This window comes from Novosphingobium mangrovisedimenti (assembly GCF_025153475.1).
Taxonomy (GTDB): domain Bacteria; phylum Pseudomonadota; class Alphaproteobacteria; order Sphingomonadales; family Sphingomonadaceae; genus Novosphingobium; species Novosphingobium mangrovi_A.
In genome coordinates, this window is sequence record NZ_JANZXA010000012.1 from 31,206 (window position 1) to 50,664 (window position 19,459).

The following is a 19,459-nucleotide window of genomic DNA, read 5'->3' on the forward strand; positions in this document are numbered from 1 at the left end:
GCAGACGCGCGGGACTGGCAATGGCCGGCCGCAACAGCCCCTGGGGCGGCAAGGGTGGTGGAGAGGCCGGCAACGGCAACGACGACAAGGGAAGCGACGCGCCCGACGACAAGGGGAGCGGCGACAAGGGCGATTCGGATTCGAAAGGCCCCCGCAATCCCTGGCTGCCCAGCGGCGACACACCGCCACGCCGTTCGGCCAGTATCGAGGATATTTTCCGCAGCCGCGATCCGCGCCGTCCCGGCGGGGGCGGACCGCGCGGCCCCGGTGGCGGCTTTCCCCAGATGCCGCGCCGGCCGGATGGCAAGTCGTGGCTGCCGCTCGGCATAGGCCTTGCGGTCGCGGTCCTGCTCGGGCTGTCGATGTTCCACATGATCGGCCCCAAGGAGCAGGGCATCGTCACCATGTTCGGCAAGTATGCCCGCCCGATCGATTCCGGCATCAGCATGACGCTGCCCTGGCCGATCGAACAAGTCGACGTGGAGGACGTGCGCTCGTTCCGCGTCGACATGATTCCGGACAACGACAACGAAAAGCTGATGCTGACGAGCGACAAGAACCTCGTCGACCTCAGCTATCTGGTGCGCTGGAACATCAAGAACCTGAAGGACTACAAGTTCCGCCTCGCCGATCCCGGTGAGACCGTACGCGAAGTGGCCGAAGCCGCGATGCGCGCCTCGATCGCGCAGATTTCGCTCAACGACGCGATTTCCGGCGCCGGCCGCGCCCAGGTGGAACAGGACGTGCGCGAGCGCATGCAGCGCATCCTCGACTACTACAAGTCGGGCGTCGCAGTGCAGGGCGTGGAGATCAAGAAGGCCGACCCGCCAGCCAAGACCAAGGCCGCCTTCGAGCAGGTCACCGTCGCCCAGCAGGAAGCCGAGCGCGACCGCTCCGAGGCCCGCGCGTGGGCCCAGCAGAAGCTCGCCGAAGCGCAGGGCAACGCCTCGCAGTTCGACAAGGTCTACGAGCAGTACAGGCTCGCCCCCGAGGTGACGAAGCGTCGCATGTACTACGAAACCATGGAAGGCGTCCTGCGCGACAACGACACCGTCGTCGCCGAAGCCGATGGCGTGACGTCCTACCTGCCCCTTCCCGAAGTGAAGCGGCGCGAGGACTCCCTTTCCTCCACCACCGTGACCGCGAAGGGAGGCCAGTGATGCCGGACCTGTGGCAGAAATACAAAGCCGCCTGGATCGCGCTCGGGGTCATCCTTGTCGGCGCGATGATGAGCGTGATCGTCGTTCCCGAGGACGAGCAGGCCGTGGTCATCCGGGGCGGTAAGCCGGTGCGCGTGTACAACGCCTTCGATCCCAAGGCCGATTTCGGGCAGACCGATGCCGGCGTCCACTGGCGCATCCCCGGCTATGAACGCGTGCAGCGGATCGACAAGCGCCTGCTGTCGGTCGACATGCAGTCGCAGCAGGTTCTCTCGACCGACCAGCAGCGGCTGAACGTCGATGCCTATGCCCGCTACCGCATCATCGACCCGATCAAGATGGTCCAGGCCGCCGGCACCACGGATCGGGTGACCATGCAGCTCGAACCGATCCTGTCCTCGGTCGTGCGCCAGGAACTGGGCAAGCGTACTTTCTCCTCGCTGCTCACCGCCGAACGCGGCGAGGCAATGGCGAACATCCGCGACCTGCTCGACCGCGAAGCGCACGAATACGGCGCCCAGGTCGTCGACGTGCGAATCAAGCGCGCCGACCTGCCCGAAGGAGCGCTTGCCAGCGCCTTCACCCGCATGGAAGCCGCGCGCCAGGAGGAAGCCAAGACGATCACCGCGAAGGGCCAGCGCGACGCGCAGATCATTCGCGCCGACGCCGAGGCACAGGCTGCCAAAATCTATGCCGATGCCTATGGCAAGGATCCCGGCTTCTACGATTTCTACCGCGCGATGCAGAGCTACCGCGTCTCGTTCGCCAAGGACCAGGGTGCCAAGACCTTCCTGCTTTCACCCGACAATGCCTATCTGAAGCACTTCAGGCAGCCGTAGTCGGCCGGGAAGGACCGAAAAAGGAGGCCAATGCCGCCGCCATTCAATCCCGGTTAAGCCTGCAGGGCTTCAATCGGGCCGAGGTCGGATGGATGGCGCCGCAACGCCGCCACAATGGAGGAATCAAAGGACGTGAAGCCCGTGCGATACGCTTATGGATTGACGACGGCGCTCCTTCTCGGGGGCGCGACCCTTTCACTGGCGACCGGCTATCCGGCCGGGGCGCAGGTCGCCCAGAACGAGGCGAGCCAGATATCGAAGGTGGTGCCCCGATCCGGGGCACCGGCCAGCTTCGCTGACCTGACCGCGCAGCTCGCGCCGGCCGTGGTCAACATCTCGACCCGACAGCGAATTCAGGTGCAGAGCGCCAACCCCTTCGCCGGCACGCCGTTCGAAGGCCTGTTCGGCGGCGGCAACGTCGGCCCGCAGACGCGTGAGGCGCAGTCGCTGGGCTCCGGCTTCATCATTTCCGCCGATGGCTACATCGTGACCAACAATCACGTGATCACCGCCGACGGCAAGGGCGAGGTCGAATCGATCACGATCACCATGCCCGACGGCGACGAATACCCCGCGAAGCTGATCGGCAAGGATGCCGCCTCCGACCTCGCGGTGCTCAAGATCGACGCCAAGAAGCCGCTGCCGTTCGTGAAGTTCGGCGATTCGCGCGATGCCCGCGTGGGCGACTGGATCGTTGCCATCGGCAACCCGTTCGGCCTCGGCGGAACGGTGACGGCCGGCATCATCTCGGCAGTCTATCGCAGCACGAATTCGGGCGCGGGCGCCTACGACCGTTACCTGCAGACCGACGCGGCGATCAACCGGGGCAACTCGGGCGGCCCGATGTTCGACATGAACGGGCAGGTCATCGGCATCAACAACGCGATCTTCTCGCCCACCGGCGGCAGCGTCGGCATCGGCTTCGCGATTCCCGCCGAAACGGCCGCCCCCATCGTCCAGAAGCTCATCAAGGGCGAGGCGATCGAGCGCGGTTACCTGGGCGTGCGCATCCAGCAGCTCAACGACGATCTCGCCGATTCGCTGGGCCTCGAGCACAACAAGGGTGAGTTCATCCAGGCTGTCGAGCCGGACGGTGCCGCCGCCAAGGCCGGTATCAAGGCCGGCGACGTCATCACCAAGGTGAACGGCAAGGAAGTCTCCAAGGACCAGACGCTGTCCTATCTGGTGGCCAACACCGAGCCGGGCAGCCGTATCCCGATCGAACTGATCCGGGGCGGCCGGAAGATGACCTTGACCGCCACTGTCGCCAAGCGCCCGAGCGAGAAGGAACTCGCCCAGTCGTTCAGCCCCGACAGCGATCAGAACGACAACCCGTTCAACAATCCGCCCGCGCAGCAGGAACAGGGTTATATCGAGAAGGCGCTCGGCGTCTCGGTCACCCCCATGACCCCCCAGATCGCGCGCCAGCTCGGCGCGTCGGACGGCAGCAAGGGCGTGGTCGTCGTGGCCGTGGATCCCAGCTCGGATGCCGGCCAGAAGGGCCTCGCGCGCGGGTTTATCGTGCTGTCCGCCAACGGACACGACGTGAACTCGGAAGCCGACCTCGAAACCGCGATCAAGGCCGCCAAGGCGGATGGGCGCTCGGCGGTGCTGCTGCGCGTGCAGCCGCGCGGCCAGTCGCCGGTCTTCGTGCCGATCCGCCTGCGCTGACGCAGGCGGGACATCCGCAAGACAAAAGACGCCCGCCGGTTCATCCCGGCGGGCGTTTTCGTTTGGGCGGGGCAATCTGGGCCGCTTCGCTGTCCCTCGAACAAGATTCCCGCGCAGTGCGGGATGGAACTCAATAAGCCCCCGCGGGCGTCCGTGTCGGTGTAGGGGACGGTGCGATCCCCTGCCCCGGACGCAAGCCCGGGTCGGCGGCGGCACCTTTCTTGCCCGTGGCCTGATCGAGGAAATCGTCGCTCGCGGCAGGCGGTGCTGCCGGCGGGCCATAGTCGGGCACCTGTGGCGTGCCGGGGCCCGGACCGGGTCCGACCGTGCCGTCCTCGTAGCGCGGCAGGTCACCGGCGGGGCGCGTTCCGTCGCCCGGCGGCACGAGGTTTCCGTTCTCGTCGACGTAGTAGTAGTCGTCCGGATCGCCCTGGAGATACTCGTCGTCGGGTTCCAGCTGCCATTCGGGCAATTGCAGCTTGGTATCGAACTCCTCGACCGGACGCTTGGCGACCGCAACCTTCATGTAGTCCGCAAAGGCCCGCGCCGGCGCATGGCCGCCCGAGAGCCCGCCAACCCGCTTGGCATCGTCGCGGCCCATCCACACGCCGGTGGTGACGCCGCTCGAGAAGCCGAGGAACCAGCCGTCCTTGTTGGAACTGGTGGTGCCGGTCTTGCCCGCGACCGGCCGCCCGATCTGCGCGGCGCGGCCGGTGCCGGTGGCGACGGCGGTCTGCAGCAAGTCGGTGATCCCGGCGGCCACGTAGTGCGGCACCAGCACCTGCCCGCGCACCGATTTGTGCTGGTAGAGCACCTCGCCGTCGCTGGCAGTCACCTTGGTGATGCCATAGGGCTCGACCGAGGTCCCGCCGGCCGAGACCGCGGCAAAGGCGCGCGTCATGTCGATCACGCGCACTTCCGAGGTGCCCAGAACCATCGCCGGCTGGGTGTTGATCGGCGTGGTGATGCCGAAGCGGCGCGCCATGCTGGCAACCGTGCCGAAGCCCACTTCGTTGCCGAGCTGCGCGGCGATCGTGTTCTTCGAATAGGCAAAGGCGGTGCGCACATCGATCTCGCCGGCGTAGTTGCGGCCTGAATTGTGCGGGCTCCAGCCGTCGATCGTCACCGGCTCGTCGACGACGCGGTCGCTGGGCGTATAGCCCGCCTCGAGCGCCGCCATGTAGACGAACAACTTCCAGGCCGAGCCGGGCTGACGCACAGCGTCGGTCGCACGGTTGTAGTTGGAGGTGACGTAATCGGTACCGCCGACCATCGCCAGCACCGCACCGTCGTTGTCGAGGCTGACGAGCGCGCCCTGCGCGCCGTCGGGCACGTTGGCGTCGATCGCCCTGGTCGCCGCGGCCTGCATCTTGGGATCGAGCGTGGTCCACACCTCGATCGGCCCGTTGGTTTCCGGCAGCAGCAGGTCGAGCTGCGGCAGGGCCCAGTCGGTGAAGTAGCGGACCGAGTTCTGGCCCTTCTCCTTGGCGATGTTGACGTCGGACAGATCGATGGTGCCCGCCTCGGCCGGGGTGATCGCGCCGTTCTTCGCCATCAGGCCGAGCACGACCTTGCCACGTTCGACCGACGCCTCGGCATCGGCGGTCGGCGAATAGTGCGACGGCGCCTTGACGAGACCGGCGATGATCGCGGCTTCCGCGGTCGAGAGTTCGGTGGCGGGATGGCCGAAGAACTTGCGGCTCGCCGCGTCGATCCCGTAGGCACCGCCGCCGAAATAGACCTTGTTGAGATAGAGCTCGAGGATCTGGTCCTTGGTGAACTTGCGCTCGAGCGCCAGCGCGATCACCGCTTCGCGCGCCTTGCGGACATAGCTGCGGCTGTTGTTGAGGAAGATGTTGCGCGCAAGCTGCTGGGTGATCGTGGAAGTGGCCGATATCCTGCGGTCGCCGCTCACCGCCGTATAGACCGCACGCAGCAGTCCCAGCGGATCGACGCCGAAGTGCGAATAGAAGCGCCGGTCCTCCACCGCGACCATGGCCTTCTTCATGATCGCGGGGATCTGGTCGGCGGGCAGCCACTTGCCATAGCTCGGCCCGAGCGAGACGAGCTCGGACCCGTCGCGCGCGCGCACGACGATCATCTGCCCGTTCTGGCTGCTCTTGAGCGCGCTGTAATCGGGCAATTCACGCTCGGTGAAGAAGATCGCCACGCCAAGGAAGATCGCGCCCAGCAGTGCCAGTGCAAATCCCCATAGCACCGTCCCGCGCAGGAGACGGCGCCAGAACGGTTTCTTCGCAGGCTTTCGGGAAGGACCGCTGGACTTGCGGTTCCGGCCGGAATTCTTGGCCATCTTCTAGGTACAAACCCCTTTAGCAGACAGAACTGTCCGATCGTTCGTGTACACCTTGCATGGGGATTTGTAACCCGAGGTTAACGGTCTTCGTCGGGCCTCCTGCGACGTCTGCCGAAGAAGCCCGGCAGACCGGGCCGCCGGTTCATTCGCCGGGCTTGAAATCCATCGATGCGCTGTTGATGCAATAGCGCAGGCCGCCCGGCCCCGGACCATCGGGGAACACATGGCCGAGATGCCCGTCGCACCTGGCGCAGGTCACTTCGGTGCGCACCATGCCGTGCGACACGTCGCGGTGCTCGTCCACCGCGTCCGCGCCGACGGGCGCGGTGTAGCTCGGCCATCCCGAGCCCGAATTGTACTTGGTTTCCGACGAGAACAGGGGCGCACCGCAGCCGGCGCAATAGTACACGCCCTCGGCCTTGTTCTTCTCGTACTTGCCGGTGAAGGCCCGCTCGGTTCCGGCCTCGCGCAGCACGTGGTACTGCTCGGGCGAAAGCCTCTCGCGCCACTCCGTTTCGGTGAGATTGAGCTTTTCGGTCATCGTCTCGCTTCTCCTTGGGGCCGAATATGGCGCGTCGCCACGGGCTTTTCCAGTGCGATGGATATCCTTCAAACGTCGCCGTTCCGTGATAGGTTCGCCCCCGCGCAGCGGCAAGGAGAGCGGAATGGAGCAACCCCACGAAAGGGTCCCGATGGGCCAGGGCCCCGGGCTGATCTGGGGCATAGACTTCGCGCCCGGCCAAAGGCGCGAAGTGGTGAACTGCGACAGCGCGCACACCGGCTTCATACGCTGGCTGCACCTCAATCTGGCCGACCACGGGACGCAGCTGTGGATCGAGACCACGACCGAGCTGACCCCGCCCGCGCGCGACATCCTGCTCTCGCAGGACAAGCACCAACGCGCGCTGGTGGACGGCGAAACGGTCGCCTGCGTGCTGCACGATTTCGAGCGCGATTTCGACGTGCGCGACACCGGCCGCATCGGCGCGCTGCGCGTGGTGCTGACACCCCGCCTGATCATCTCGGCCCGCCATCATCCGATCGGATCGGCCGACATCGCCCGCAGGCGGCTGCGCGACAGCGAGGTCGTCACCTCCCCGGCGCGCGGGCTGGAACTGATCGTCGGCGCCATTCTCGAGAACTTCGGACGCATCAACGGCAGCCTCTCGTCCGAAGTGCAGGCCGCCGAGGACGCGCTGGTCGAGGAACGGCAAGTGCCGAGCGGGCACCGGCTGATGGACATCCGCCGCCGCCTCGCCCAGCTCCACCGCATGCTGGAAGGCATGCAGAGCGTGTTCCGCCGCCTCGAACTCGACGAGGACCTGCCCGCCGACATCCTGCCCATGGTCGAAAAGCTCTCGCAGCGCGTGCAGGGCGCCGATGCCGACATCCAGAGCGTGCTGAGCCAGCTGCGCGCCGTGCGCGACGAGATCAACGACCAGTCCAACCTGCGGATGAACCAGAACCTCTACATCCTCTCGGTGATGACCGCACTGCTGCTGCCGACGACGCTGGTGACCGGCATCTTCGGCATGAACACCGGCGACCTGCCGATGACCGGCCGCGACGGCACGCTGGGCGCCACGGTGGTCGCGGCCGGGGCGGCGCTGGCGACGTACCTGTTCCTGCGGGCCCGCGGGTTCTTCCGGTAGCACCCCCCGTTTAACCGTTCGGCAAGGCCTCGTGCTTACCTTCCCGGAAACCAAACGGGCAGGGTACGCATCAGCATGCATGGGCGCTTGCAGCGCATAGGGACGGAACTGGACGGCTGGACGTCGCCCTTCACGGCGCCGGTGCCCGAACACTTGCGCGCGCAGACCCTGATTCTGCAGGCCGAGCGCCTGCGCGCATTCCTGCCCATGCTCTGCCTGCTGATTGCCGCCAATGCCCTTGCCATGGCGCTCGCGGTCCTGGGCGACCTGCCCTGGTGGCAGCAACTCGCGCCGCCCGCGATCATCATCGGCACTTGCCTTGCCGTGCTCTATATCCGGCGCGGCCATGGCCCCGTTACCGCGCCCGGGCAGGCCGCGCGCCTGCTCCACCGCACCCTGCCGGTCGCCGCCACGCTGGGCGCCGTGGCCGGTATCTGGTGCGTCAACGCCTTCACCGAGACCGAACAATACTACTGCATGGTCGCCCCGGTGTTCATCGGCATTGCCGCGCTGATGTCTTCGACCTGCCTGATCAGCGCGCCGCGTGCGGCCATCGCCGCAATGGCCACCACGGTCACGCCGATCGTCATCAAGATGATGCTCTATGACAACCTGGGCGTCAGGGCGATGGCGGCGATGATGGTGCTGGTCACGATGATGCAGGCCGGCGTGGTCCTCGCCAAGTTCCGGGAAACGGTGCGCATGCTTGGCTATCAGCACGAGCTGGACCGGATCGCTGTCACCGACCCGATGACCGGCCTGCAGAACCGCCTGGCGTTCGACCGGGAACTGGAAGCCCGCCTGTCGGCGGAAGACCGCGTTGTCCTGGCCCTTGCCGATCTGGACGGCTTCAAGCAGGTCAACGACCGCTACGGCCACCTTGCAGGAGACGAGATCCTGCGCACGATTGCCCGGCGCCTCCAGGTGGTCGCCCCCTCTGCCCTCTCCATCGCCCGCCTCGGCGGCGACGAGTTCGCGCTGCTGTTCGCAACCTCGCCTTCGGGCGGGATTCCCGTGGCTTGCGATCCCGAGGCGTTCCGGGCCGCGATCACGCAGCCTGTGCCCTTTCACGGGCACCAGCTCACCGTCGGCTGCAGCTTCGGCATCGCGGCAAACCCGGCCGACGGGCGCACGCCGGACGAACTGGTGCACAGCGCGGACAACCGCCTCTACAGCGACAAGAACACCCGCAAAGCGGCCTGAAGCCGCGGTTCAGACAGAACCGATCAGGCAACCGGCTCCACGATCAGCACCACGCCATCGTGCCCGGCCACGCGCAGCCGCGTGCCCACCGGCGCGTCGGCGCCCTTGGCCAGCCATTCGCTGTCGCCGAGCTTGACCCGGCCGGACCCGCCCTCGATCGCCTGTGTCACCATCACCGTCTCGCCCACGACGCGGGCGCCCCGGTCGTTCATCTTGGGATCGGCACTCACCACCGGATGGCTGGCAATGTAGCGGCGCCCCATGAACACTGCGAGGATCGAGAGCACCGCGAACATCACGATCTGCAGCGGCACCCCGATCGGCACGATCCAGGCGACCAGCCCCGTCACCAGCGCAGCACCCGCCATCCAGATCAGGAAAACGCCGGGAATGGCCATCTCGGCGACGGCCAGAACCAGCCCGAGTGCGAGCCAGGTGTAGTGAAACTCGAACTCGCCGAACAAGTCCATCAGCGCGCTCCGCCCATGCCCGAAGGCGGTACGCTGGGCCGGGGCGACGCCGGACGGCCGCTGGTCCCGCCATCACCGCCCAGCGCTTCCTTCGCCAGCTCGCCGATGCCGCCAAGCGTGCCGATCAGCTGCGTCGCCTCGACCGGGAACAGGATGGTCTTGGCATTGGGCGACGTCGCGAAGGCCTGCACCGCCTCGGTATATTTCTGGGCGACGAAGTAGTTGATCGCCTGGCTGCCGGATTCGGCAATGGCGCTCGACACCATCTGCGTCGCCTTGGCTTCCGCCTCGGCCGCGCGCTCGCGCGCCTCGGCATCGCGGAAGGCGGCTTCGCGGCGGCCTTCGGCCTCGAGGATCGCTGACTGCTTCTCGCCCTCTGCGCGCAGGATGTTGGAAGCCCGGTCGCCCTCGGCCTCGAGGATCTCGGCGCGCTTGAGGCGCTCGGCCTTCATCTGCCGTGCCATCGCCTCGGAAATGTCGACCGGCGGGCGGATGTCCTTGATCTCGACGCGGGTAATCTTGACGCCCCAGGGCGATGTCGCGTGGTCGACCACCGACAGCAGCCGCGCATTGATCTCGTCACGCTTGGACAGCGTCTCGTCGAGGTCCATCGAACCCATGACGGTACGCAGGTTCGTCGTCGTCAGCGCCATGATGGCGGCATAGAGGTTGTGCACCTCGTAGGCCGCCTTGCCCGCATCCAGCACCTGGAAGAACACGACCGCATCGACGCCGACCATGGCGTTGTCCTTGGTGATGATCTCCTGCCCCGGAATGTCGAGCACCTGTTCCATCATGTTGACCTTGTGGCCAACCCGGTCGACGAACGGGATGATGAGGTGCAGCCCCGGTTCGGCCGAGAGCGTGAACTTGCCCAGCCGCTCGATGGTATAGACATAGCCCTGCCGGACCACGCGCACGCCCATCATCAGGAACACCACGACGACGACGATCAGCGCGAATAACGTACTTCCGATACCAGCCATGGCCTGTGAGCCCTCCCGCCTGTTGCGCACACGATCCTAGCGCCGCCGGTAGGGGCGGCAAGCAAAACCGGCGGAAATCCGCCCGCTGTTCAAAGACCGGAAAACAGCGCCAGCATCCGCTGCCACGCCTTGTCGGCGGCATTGGGATCGTAGGCGGGCGAATCCACCACGCACCAGCCGTGGTCGGCAGGATAGACCTCGATCTCGGCCGGGCGCCCGGCGGCATCGGCGGCCTTGCGCAGCTCGGTCTTCTGTTCGGGCTGCCGTTCATCGTCGTTGCGGGCGATGGCGAAGAGGAAACCCGCCTGCGTCCTGGCAAGCAGCCTGTGCGGACTGTCCGGCGCATCGGTCACCATGCCCGCGCCATGGAACGATGCCGCCGCCTTGACCCGCGAAGGAACCGCCGCCGCGGACCGCACGGTGAACGGACCGCCCATGCAATAGCCATTGCTACCGATGCCGCGCGCGATGTCGACTTCTTCCTGCTGGTCGAGGAAGGCCACGAAGGCCTTGGCATCGCTCGTCACCGCATCCGGCGTCAGCGCCTCACGCAAGGGCGCGATCTTCGCCTGCCCTTCCGGCGTGCGCCATTCGGAGAAGCTGTCGAGCACCGGGGCCGGACTGCCGCGATAGTACTGGTTGACGGCCAGCACGGCATAGCCCTCCGCGGCAAGGTTGCGCGCCATGATCTTGAAGGCATCGCGCAGGCCCGCGATGTCCGGCCACAAGATCACGCCCGGATGCGTTCCCTTGGCGGGATGGACGAAGAAAGCGTCGCATATGCCGTCGGCCGTGGTGATCGAGACCATCTTCTCGCTCACGTCGCTGCCGCCGTCCGCCTTGACCGTGCCACTGCAGCCGACCAGCGCCATTCCGGCGGCACCCAACGCCGCGAACTGGCGACGATTGAGACCGCGCCGCGCAAGATGGGCTTCCTCTGCGCCAGCTGTAAATTCGTCACACATTCCGCGAGCTCCGGTCTTGCCTCTGGTTACGTCCAGGCTAGCCTGGGAAGACCGCTCAGGCGAGGACGAAGTTGCACGAACTGACTCAGGAGGCACCGACCGTGAAAAACCTCGACGACATCGCCTGCTGGCAGCGCATCGACGCGCGGCTGACCACGTCGGGACGCCTCGCCCCGGCCGATCCGGCACGGCTCGCGGACCTGGGCGTAAGGCATGTCATCAATCTGGCGCTGGCGGATTCGCCGGGCGCGCTCGCCGACGAGCCGGCGCTGATGGCTGCCGCCGGACTGGCCTATACCCATGTGCCGGTGCCTTTCGATGCCCCGGACGAAGAGCACTTCGCCATTTTCGCACAGGCCCTCGCGGATACGGGAGACGAGCCGGTCCACGTCCATTGCATCATGAACTGGAGAGTCTCCGCCTTCGTCTGCCGCTGGAACCGTTCGCGCGGCATGGATGCGCAGGAAGCGCTCGCGTTGATGCGCGTGCAGTGGGACCCGGCGACGAGCACACACAAGGACGCGGCCGCCTGGCAACGCTTCGTGAACCGGTCCTGAGCGCCCGGCCTTCGCCGGGACGACATTTCTGCCGGCGATGGACAACGCAAACGGCATCCGACACTCTCCCCGAAAAGCCATGGGGAGGATGGGCATGGATTTTACCGGCGAGCACGTGATCGTGACCGGGGCGTCGAGCGGGATAGGCCTCGCCACCGCGCGCCGCATCGCCGGACTGGGTGGCACGGTTACGATGATTGCCCGGCGTGCCGCGGTGCTGGAAGCCGAAGCCGCGAAGATCGGCCCCGCCGCCCGCTGGATCACCGCCGATGTCGGAGACAAGGCACAGGTCATCGCCGCCATGGACGAGGCGGCAGAACGCTCTGGCCCGATCGACGGGCTGTTCCTCAATGCCGGGATCGAGGGCATGTTCGCGCTCACACCGGACTATACCGACGAAGCATTCGAGGCGGTCATGCGGGTCAACGTGACGTCGCTGTTCTGGACGCTGCGCCATGTCCTCCCGGCGATGACCGCGCGCGGCAAGGGCGCGATCGTGGTGACCGGCAGCCTCGCAGCGGAAACCGGGATGGTCGGCAATATCGGCTACCTCGCCAGCAAGCATGCCGCGCTTGGCATCGCCCGCTGCATCGCCATGGAAGCCGCACCGCACGGCGTGCGCTGCAACGTCATCAATCCCGGCTTCATCGACACCCCGATCCTCGAAGGCGTGCCCGAAGAGTTCAAGGCGCAGATGGCGGGACGCGTACCGCAAAAGCGCATCGGCACGCCCGATGAGGCGGCCAACGTCGCCGCCTTCCTGCTCTCGAACGATGCCAGCCACGTGACGGCGCAGAGCCTTGCCGTCGACGGCGGCCTGCTCGGCACGCTGATAATCGAACAATGAACGGCCGCAAGCGAAGGAGACACGCCGTGGACAGGACGACGATCCGGGGCGGGAGAACCTGACCGATGGCGTCCTTCGTCCTCATCCATGGCGCCTTCCATACCGGCGCCTGTTTCGATCTTGTCGCGGCGCAACTGCGCGCACGAGGCCATGCGGTCCTTGCGCCGACGTTGCCCGGCATGGGCGGCGACGAGGCCGCCCTGCGCGCCGCCTCCCTCGAAGGCTGGGCACGCTTCGCGCTCAATGCGTGCCACGCCCTGTGTAGCGAATCCGGCGGACCGGTCGTCCTCGCCGGTCACAGCCGCGGCGGCTCGGTCATCAGCCTCGCAGCCGAAATCGATCCCGCCGCGGCAGACCACCTCGCCTACATCTGCGCCGTGCTGACGCCGGCGGGCGAGGATCGCGCGAAACTGCCCGGCCTGATGCCAAGCCAGCCGGGAATGCAGGCGGCCAGCGCCATGGTGGAGAACGGCGCCGGGATCGTCATGGACGGCGCAGCGGCGCTGCCGTACTTCGCCCAGCTATGTCCCGAAGACCTGCGCGAAGACGCGATCAGCCACCTGGTCGCCGAACCGCTTGGCCCGCTCTCGACCCCAGCCGAAGTGACGGCTCAACGCTGGGGCTCCGTCCCGCGCACCTACATCGAATGCCTGCAGGACCGCACGATGCCGATCGAAAACCAGCGCGGCATGCTGGCGCTGTCCCCCGGAACACGGGTGGTCACGCTCGATAGCGATCACAGCCCGTTCTATTGCGTGCCCGGGCCGCTGGCAGACGCGCTCGAGGCGCTTGCCGGCTGAGCCGAAGACATCAGTCGGCTGCGACGATGCGGTTGCGGCCCTGTTCCTTGGCCGCGTAAAGCGCCACGTCGGCGGCCTTGAGCGCATCCCGGGCGGAAGGGTAGGCGAAAACGTCTGCGACACCGCCCGAAAACGTGATCTTCCCGATGGGCTCGTCAGTCCGGCGATTGACGAAATTGCGCTCGCCAAAGGCCTCACGCACTTCGTCGAGCCGCTGCAGCGCCTCGGTCTTGCCATCGCCGCGAAACAGCATGACGAATTCCTCGCCGCCGTGGCGGGCGACATGGCAATTGTCGTCGGTGATCTTGGCCAGCGCCTTGGCGACTGCCTGAAGCACCCTGTCGCCGGTGTCGTGGCCGTGCGTGTCGTTGATGCGCTTGAAGTTGTCGACATCGCACAGTGCCACGCTGAGCGGCTCCAGGTTCTTCTGGGCATCGCGGAGATGGTGTTCGAGCAAGCCTTCGAAGGCCCTTCGGTTGGGCAGCCCCGTCAGGTGATCGTGATCGGCATCCCGGCGCGCCTTGGCCAGGCTGCTGCGCAGCTTCGCAGCCTCGCGCTCGCTGCGGTGCATTTCCTGCTCGAGGTGCTGGGTACGCTCCAGCATGGCCCGCGCCAGCGTGGTGAGCGTCTGGATCTGCTCCTGCTCCTCCGCCTCGCCGGCCTTCTCGACGTGAACCTGCATCTCGCTGTTATATTGCGCGGCGGTGTCGCGGGCGCTGCGGCTGGTGGCCGCGAAGCTTTCAAGCGAACGTTCCAGCTTGTCGGCGATGCGTCCGATCGAGTCTTCGCCGCCGCGGGACTGCTCATCCAGCCACGCCTGCGTCACCGGCAGCCCGGCGGCGCGGCGATCGGTGACCTTCTTGGCGAGCGCGATGTTGCTGCCCGAACAGATACCCAGGACAACCGCGAGGTTCGCTTCGGAAATTTCCAGCTCATGGTCGATCAGGAAGGCCACGATGTCATCCAGCAGCTGCCGGCGCGCGAGGTCCCGGACGCCGGCTGCCCGCGCCATCCCCTGCGCCGCTCCGTCGCCCTTATCGTCCCGCGTTGCCCTGCCACCGGAAAACAAGCTTTTGAACACCAACGAACTGCCCTCCGCGATATCAGTGCGCCATTATCATGCAATCGCGCGCGGACAATCCGTTAACTATCGTAACTGCCGAGAAACCGGCGATTTCGAGCACCCTGTTTCACGAAAAGCTCAGTCTGCCACGAAATTGAGTTCAAGATTCACGGCATTGGGATCTGTGACCATGATCTGACGAACACCCAGATGCTGCAAGTCGTTCACACGGTATTCGAGCCCCATCTCCTCGAGCTTGCCGATCATTTCATCGAAACCTGCGCATTTGAACGCGACGTGATGGACCGCATTGGTGGAAGCACCCGGCGCGTATCCCTCGTAGCGGTCCATCTGGGGATCCTTCCAGACGAGATGAATGATCGCGTTGCCATGCGCATCGCGCATCCAGGCACCCTTGAACCCCAACGAAATGGCCGGATTCTCCGTCTGGGTAAGCCCCATCAACCGGGCATAGAACTGCGCGGTCCTGTCGAGGTCATCGGTTAGGATGTTGATGTGGTCGATGCCGCTTACGTGCATTTCGCTCTCCCGTGTCTGCACGCCGAGTGTCCTCCAACACCGGGCACGGAGCAAGCGCGAGAGCGATACCTCAGCTGCGGAACACCACCGTGCGACCACCGTTGAGCAGGACCCGGTCCTCGAGATGGAGGCGCACCGCCTCGGCCAGCACGCGGCGCTCGATGTCGCGGCCCTTGCGCACCATGTCCTCGGCGGTGTCCGCGTGCGTGACCGCCTCGACGTCCTGGTGGATGATCGGTCCCTCGTCGAGATCGGCGGTGACATAGTGCGCGGTCGCACCGATCATCTTCACCCCGCGCGCGTGCGCCTGGTGATAGGGCTTGGCCCCCTTGAAGCCGGGCAGGAACGAGTGGTGGATGTTGATGCAGCGTCCCGAGAGAAAGGACGCCATGTCGTCCGAGAGAATCTGCATGTAGCGGGCAAGCACCACGAGTTCGGCGCGCGACTCGTCGACCAGCTTGCGCACGTGCGCTTCCTGCTCGGCCTTGGTTTCCTTCGTCACCGGCATATGGTGGAAGGGAATGTCGCCGATCATCAGCGTGCTGATCGCCTCGCGCGGATGATTGGAGACGATTCCGACGACTTCCATCGCGATTTCGCCGATGCGCTGACGATAGAGCAGGTCGGCCAGGCAATGGTCGAACTTGCTCACCATCAGCAGCACGCGGCGCGGCCGATCGCGGCGCAGCATCGACCAGGCCATGCCATATTCATGCGCGATAGGACCGAAGCCCTCGCGGATCTCCTCGCGATCGGCCTCGCCGGGATCGAAGGCGACCCGCATGAAGAACTTGTCTTCAGCAAGATCGTTGAACTGCTGCGCCTCGATGATGTTGCCACCCATCTGCGCCAGATAGCCGGTAACGCGGGCAACGATGCCGGGGCGGTCGGCACACGACAGGGCGAGGATCAGGGGTCCGGACATCGCGCCTTCCTTCAGGCCGCAGCGCGGTTGGACAGCGCTGCTTCGCTCTCTGCCATGAGCGAGGCGAGGATCTCGGCCACCGGCTCTTCCCTGGTCACCATACCGACCGACTGGCCGGCCATGACCGAACCGCTTTCGACATCGCCTTCGATCACCGCGCGGCGCAGCGCGCCGGCCCAGAAGTGCTCGATCTGAAGCTGGGCCTCGCCCATATCGACCTCACCCGCGTCGAGCTTCTTGGCCACCTCTATCTGCTTGGCCGTGAACTCCTCGGTACCCTTGTTCTTGAGGGCTCGCACCGGGATCACGGGAAGACGCGGGTCGACCTGCACCGAAGCGACGGCATCGCGGGCCGAGGCGCGGAAGAACATCTTCTTGAAATCGGGGTGGGCGATGGATTCGCTCGCGCAGGCAAAGCGCGTGCCCAGCTGTACGCCTGCGGCGCCCATTTCGAGGTAACCCGCCATCGCTTCGCCCCGGCCGATGCCGCCAGCCACGAAAACGAGATTGTCTGCGGCCAGACTGGGCAGGATTTCCTGCGCCAGCACCGAAGTCGAGACCGGACCGATGTGGCCGCCCGCTTCCATGCCCTCGATGACCAGTGCGTCCGCGCCGGAGCGCAGCAACTTCTTGCCGAGCGCCAGCGTGGGGGCAAAGCAGATCACCCTGGCCCCGTTTGCCTTGATCGCCTCGACGCTGCCCTTGGGCGGAATGCCGCCCGCGAGCACGACATGACCGACGCCGTGCTTCTTGCACACTTCGATCAGGTCGAAGAGCTGCGGATGCATGGTGATCAGGTTGACGCCGAAGGGCTTGTCGGTCAGCGTCTTCGTTGCCGCGATTTCGGCATCGAGCAGTTCCGGGGTCATCGCCCCGCAGGCAATCACGCCGAAGCCGCCGGCATTGCTGATCGCCGAAACGAGATTCCGTTCCGACACCCAGGACATCGCGCCGCAAAGAATTGCGTATTCGCTGCCGAGGAACTCGCATCCCCGCGCCATCAGCGCCGAGGTCTTGGTATGGACGGCCATCGATGCTCCCATAGCCGGTTAATCGAAAGGCAGCGCCATAGGACGACGGGCCGTGGCACACAAGCGATGAGCGTGTGAACCATAGATCGTAACCCACGGTTCAGGCGCTTGCAGGAATTTCACGTGCGATTAAGAGCCTGCAAGGGCAGATGAGCCGCTCACAATAACACAAGAGGTCTTCGTTCTAATGCTTTCCAGCTACCTGGGCCGCCTTCGCCAGCCATCCAACATGCTGCTGGCGGCTCTGCTGACGGCAGGACTCGTGGCGATCGCGGGGCTCGCGGTCAGCCGCTTTGTCATTTCCAATGCCGTTGCCACCAGCCTGCCCAAGGAAACGGCATCGCTCGACAACATCAATCCGTCCAGCTTCTCGCCCGAGACGCGCAAGTCCCTGCTCAACCTGGAAGTGAACGCGGGCATCCTGGCCGCGCGCCTCGATGAGGGGACGACGAACATGGCCCTCGCGCTCGACAAATCCGCAGCGCTGATCGCCGATACCTCGCAGATCGGCCCCGACGCTCCGGCCCCGCTCCGTACGCTTCTGTCGGACACGGCCAAAGCCGTGCGCACCAAGGTGAATGCCGGAAAGACCGAGGAAGCCGCACGCGACCTGCGTGCGCTGCAGACCATGCTGCAAGGCCTGCGGATGCAGTAAGGCCGCCCGGGCCCGATCAGAACCCGCGATTTCCCGACGAGAGGCCCGTGCCTGTCCCGGGAACAGGGCTCATCCGTATTCAGACAGTCTTGATCTTGCCGCAGGGCAATGCGAACGTCCCGGACGATGGACGTTCAGGAGATCTACGCAGCAAAGCTGATGTCCGCCGACGCGGCGGCACGGATGGTCGCTTCCGACAGCCATGTGGCGATGGGCATGGCGGTCGCCGAACCGCCCGCCCTGCTCGCAGCCCTCGCGAACCGCGTCGAGGCGGGCGATCTTGCCGACATGCGGCTGTGGTACTTCCACTCGATGGCGCATGCCGCGCAGAGCGTCCTGCGGCGTGACCTGCTCGGCCGGGTGCGCCCGCATTGCATGTTCCTGAGCAGCGTCGAGCGTGCGTTGATCAAGGCCGATCCCACGGTCTACGAGCACCTGATCGATTTCGTCCCCACCGCCTTCAGCGCCTCGCCGCAGCTCCTGCGCGAGGAAATCGCGCTCGACACTTGCGTGACCATGGTCTCGCCGATGGGCAAGCACGGCTATTTCACCTTCGGCACCGCCAACGACTACACCTCGGTGGCCGCGCGGGCGGCCCGACGCCTGATCGTCGAAGTCAATCCGCTGATGCCGCGCGTGTTCGGGGAATCACCGCTCCACGTCTCGGAAGTCGACGCGATCGTCGAGCACCGCTCGCCGCTGATCGAGGTGAACGAACGTGCCGGCGCGGTCGAGGACGAAATGATCGCCGAGACCATCGCGGGCATGATCGATGACGGTGCCTGCCTGCAGATGGGCATCGGCAACCTGCCCGCCGAAGTGTGCCGCCGCCTGACCAATCGCAAGGATCTGGGCATCCATACCGAACTGCTGACCCCGGCGCTTGCCGCGCTGATGCGCTGCGGCGCCGTCACCAACCGGTGCAAGACCACTTTCCCGGGGCGCAGCGTGTTCACCTTCGCGATGGGCGACACCGCCTTCTACGACTGGCTCGACGACAACCAGGCGGTCTATTCGCTGCCCGTCGACGTGGTGAACGATCCGCGCCACATTGCCAAGAACGACAATGTGGTCTCGGTCAATGCCACGCTGCAGGTCGACCTCTCTGGGGCCTGCAATTCCGAACACATGCTCGGCCGCCAGTATTCCGGGTCAGGCGGCCAGCTCGATTTCGTACGCGGCGCCAATGCTTCCAGCGGCGGGATCTCGATCATCGCGTGCCGCTCCACCGCCAGGGACGGCGCCGTCAGCCGCATCGTCCCCAAGCTGGAAGGCCCGGTGACGACGCCGCGCAACGACGTGCACTGGATCGTCACCGAACACGGCGCGGCGAACCTGCGCGGCAAGTCCCTGCGCGAAAGGGCCGAAGCAATGATCGGGCTCGCACACCCGAAGTTCCGCGACGAACTGGCCCGCGCGCTCTAGGCACTCAGAGCCGCGTGGCTCCGAGGCGCTCCATCCAGTGGGCGTGACGGTCCTTCAATTCGCGTTCGAACGCCAGTTCCAGTTTCTCCGGATCGAGTATCTCGAGCACTTCGAATACCAGCCCCTCCTCGCCATGCGCATTCCACGCCGCCTGCAACTTGCGGTGCGGGTTCGCGCCCTGCCGGAGCGTGAAGAAGATACGGTTGCGGATGGCCGGAAGATCCTGCGCGCGCCCCACCCATACTTCGCCGCTCGCCACACAGCGCAGCGCGAAAACGCCCGGCTCGGTCTTGCGTTCGCGGTAGGCGGCCAACGCCGCCTTGCGGTCTTTCCTGTCCATTGATCCTGTCATCCTG

Annotated in this window: 20 protein-coding genes; 10 read left to right on the top strand and 10 right to left on the bottom strand. The window is 65.9% G+C overall.

Translation table 11 applies throughout. The annotated features are described in order from the left end of the window. Window positions 1-20: 20 nt before the first annotated feature. The 3 genes from hflK (at window position 21) to NZK81_RS16290 (ending at window position 3,670) form a co-directional block, all read left to right on the top strand. The gene (hflK, locus tag NZK81_RS16280; RefSeq protein WP_260047239.1) at window positions 21-1,160 is read left to right on the top strand and encodes a protease modulator HflK; all 1,140 of its coding nucleotides are present in this window, start codon (window positions 21-23) and stop codon (window positions 1,158-1,160) included. Next, window positions 1,160-1,999, top strand: a complete 840-nt coding sequence (gene hflC, locus NZK81_RS16285; protein WP_260047133.1) for a protease modulator HflC — start codon at window positions 1,160-1,162, stop codon at window positions 1,997-1,999. Before hflK ends, hflC begins: the two co-directional genes overlap by 1 nt. A 114-nt stretch (window positions 2,000-2,113) precedes the next feature. Then, on the top strand, window positions 2,114-3,670 hold the full coding sequence (locus tag NZK81_RS16290) for a Do family serine endopeptidase (protein ID WP_260047134.1): 1,557 nt from the start codon (window positions 2,114-2,116) through the stop codon (window positions 3,668-3,670). Window positions 3,671-3,800: 130 nt separating this feature from the next. Here NZK81_RS16290 and NZK81_RS16295 read toward each other — a convergent pair whose 3' ends face one another. Then, window positions 3,801-5,981, bottom strand: coding sequence for a PBP1A family penicillin-binding protein (locus NZK81_RS16295; RefSeq protein WP_260047135.1), 2,181 nt, complete (start codon window positions 5,979-5,981; stop codon window positions 3,801-3,803). Between the two features lie 145 nt (window positions 5,982-6,126). Continuing rightward, window positions 6,127-6,525, bottom strand: coding sequence for a peptide-methionine (R)-S-oxide reductase MsrB (gene msrB, locus NZK81_RS16300; protein ID WP_260047136.1), 399 nt, complete (start codon window positions 6,523-6,525; stop codon window positions 6,127-6,129). A 124-nt stretch (window positions 6,526-6,649) separates the two neighbouring features. On the opposite strand from msrB, the gene NZK81_RS16305 reads away from it, so the two are divergent. Together NZK81_RS16305 and NZK81_RS16310 are read left to right on the top strand one after the other, a co-directional pair. Beyond that, window positions 6,650-7,636: a CorA family divalent cation transporter gene (locus NZK81_RS16305; protein ID WP_260047137.1), complete on the top strand. Its 987-nt coding sequence runs from the start codon at window positions 6,650-6,652 to the stop codon at window positions 7,634-7,636. Between the two features lie 75 nt (window positions 7,637-7,711). After that, window positions 7,712-8,839, top strand: coding sequence for a GGDEF domain-containing protein (locus NZK81_RS16310; RefSeq protein WP_260047138.1), 1,128 nt, complete (start codon window positions 7,712-7,714; stop codon window positions 8,837-8,839). A gap of 23 nt (window positions 8,840-8,862) precedes the next feature. Here NZK81_RS16310 and NZK81_RS16315 read toward each other — a convergent pair whose 3' ends face one another. From NZK81_RS16315 to NZK81_RS16325, 3 genes are all read right to left on the bottom strand, one after another. After that, window positions 8,863-9,309 carry an NfeD family protein gene (locus tag NZK81_RS16315; protein WP_260047139.1) on the bottom strand — a complete coding sequence of 149 codons (447 nt, stop codon included), beginning with the start codon at window positions 9,307-9,309 and terminating at the stop codon, window positions 8,863-8,865. Further along, complete coding sequence (locus NZK81_RS16320) at window positions 9,309-10,295, bottom strand: SPFH domain-containing protein (protein WP_260047140.1); 987 nt, start codon at window positions 10,293-10,295, stop codon at window positions 9,309-9,311. Before NZK81_RS16320 ends, NZK81_RS16315 begins: the two co-directional genes overlap by 1 nt. A gap of 89 nt (window positions 10,296-10,384) precedes the next feature. Then, window positions 10,385-11,260 (bottom strand): dienelactone hydrolase family protein, encoded by an 876-nt coding sequence (locus tag NZK81_RS16325; protein WP_260047141.1) that lies wholly within the window; start codon window positions 11,258-11,260, stop codon window positions 10,385-10,387. Window positions 11,261-11,361: 101 nt separating this feature from the next. Between NZK81_RS16325 and NZK81_RS16330 the strand changes: the two genes are divergently transcribed. The 3 genes from NZK81_RS16330 to NZK81_RS16340 all read left to right on the top strand — a co-directional run bounded on the left by NZK81_RS16330 (window position 11,362) and on the right by NZK81_RS16340 (window position 13,464). Then, on the top strand, window positions 11,362-11,817 hold the full coding sequence (locus tag NZK81_RS16330) for a protein tyrosine phosphatase family protein (RefSeq protein WP_260047142.1): 456 nt from the start codon (window positions 11,362-11,364) through the stop codon (window positions 11,815-11,817). 94 nt (window positions 11,818-11,911) lie between these two features. After that, on the top strand, window positions 11,912-12,664 hold the full coding sequence (locus NZK81_RS16335) for an SDR family NAD(P)-dependent oxidoreductase (protein WP_260047143.1): 753 nt from the start codon (window positions 11,912-11,914) through the stop codon (window positions 12,662-12,664). A 65-nt stretch (window positions 12,665-12,729) separates the two neighbouring features. Beyond that, a complete protein-coding gene (locus NZK81_RS16340; protein ID WP_260047144.1) occupies window positions 12,730-13,464 on the top strand; it encodes an alpha/beta fold hydrolase in 735 nt (244 codons plus the stop codon). A gap of 10 nt (window positions 13,465-13,474) precedes the next feature. Here the strand turns inward: NZK81_RS16340 and NZK81_RS16345 are convergent, their stop codons facing one another. The 4 genes from NZK81_RS16345 to NZK81_RS16360 form a co-directional block, all read right to left on the bottom strand. Then, the gene (locus NZK81_RS16345) at window positions 13,475-14,476 is read right to left on the bottom strand and encodes a GGDEF domain-containing protein (RefSeq protein WP_260047145.1); all 1,002 of its coding nucleotides are present in this window, start codon (window positions 14,474-14,476) and stop codon (window positions 13,475-13,477) included. A gap of 189 nt (window positions 14,477-14,665) precedes the next feature. After that, window positions 14,666-15,067, bottom strand: a complete 402-nt coding sequence (locus NZK81_RS16350; protein ID WP_260047146.1) for a VOC family protein — start codon at window positions 15,065-15,067, stop codon at window positions 14,666-14,668. Window positions 15,068-15,137: 70 nt separating this feature from the next. After that, window positions 15,138-15,992 (bottom strand): formyltetrahydrofolate deformylase, encoded by an 855-nt coding sequence (gene purU, locus NZK81_RS16355; RefSeq protein ID WP_260047147.1) that lies wholly within the window; start codon window positions 15,990-15,992, stop codon window positions 15,138-15,140. Window positions 15,993-16,003: 11 nt separating this feature from the next. Continuing rightward, window positions 16,004-17,023 carry an NAD(P)H-dependent flavin oxidoreductase gene (locus NZK81_RS16360; protein ID WP_260047148.1) on the bottom strand — a complete coding sequence of 340 codons (1,020 nt, stop codon included), beginning with the start codon at window positions 17,021-17,023 and terminating at the stop codon, window positions 16,004-16,006. Window positions 17,024-17,210: 187 nt separating this feature from the next. Between NZK81_RS16360 and NZK81_RS16365 the strand changes: the two genes are divergently transcribed. Continuing rightward, window positions 17,211-17,678, top strand: coding sequence for a hypothetical protein (locus NZK81_RS16365; protein WP_260047149.1), 468 nt, complete (start codon window positions 17,211-17,213; stop codon window positions 17,676-17,678). A gap of 126 nt (window positions 17,679-17,804) precedes the next feature. Further along, entirely contained in the window at window positions 17,805-19,103 is a 1,299-nt protein-coding gene (locus tag NZK81_RS16370) for an acetyl-CoA hydrolase/transferase family protein (protein WP_260047150.1), read from the top strand. A gap of 4 nt (window positions 19,104-19,107) precedes the next feature. On the opposite strand, the gene NZK81_RS16375 is transcribed toward NZK81_RS16370, so the two are convergent. After that, window positions 19,108-19,443: a GIY-YIG nuclease family protein gene (locus NZK81_RS16375; protein WP_260047151.1), complete on the bottom strand. Its 336-nt coding sequence runs from the start codon at window positions 19,441-19,443 to the stop codon at window positions 19,108-19,110. Between the last annotated feature and the right edge of the window lie 16 nt (window positions 19,444-19,459).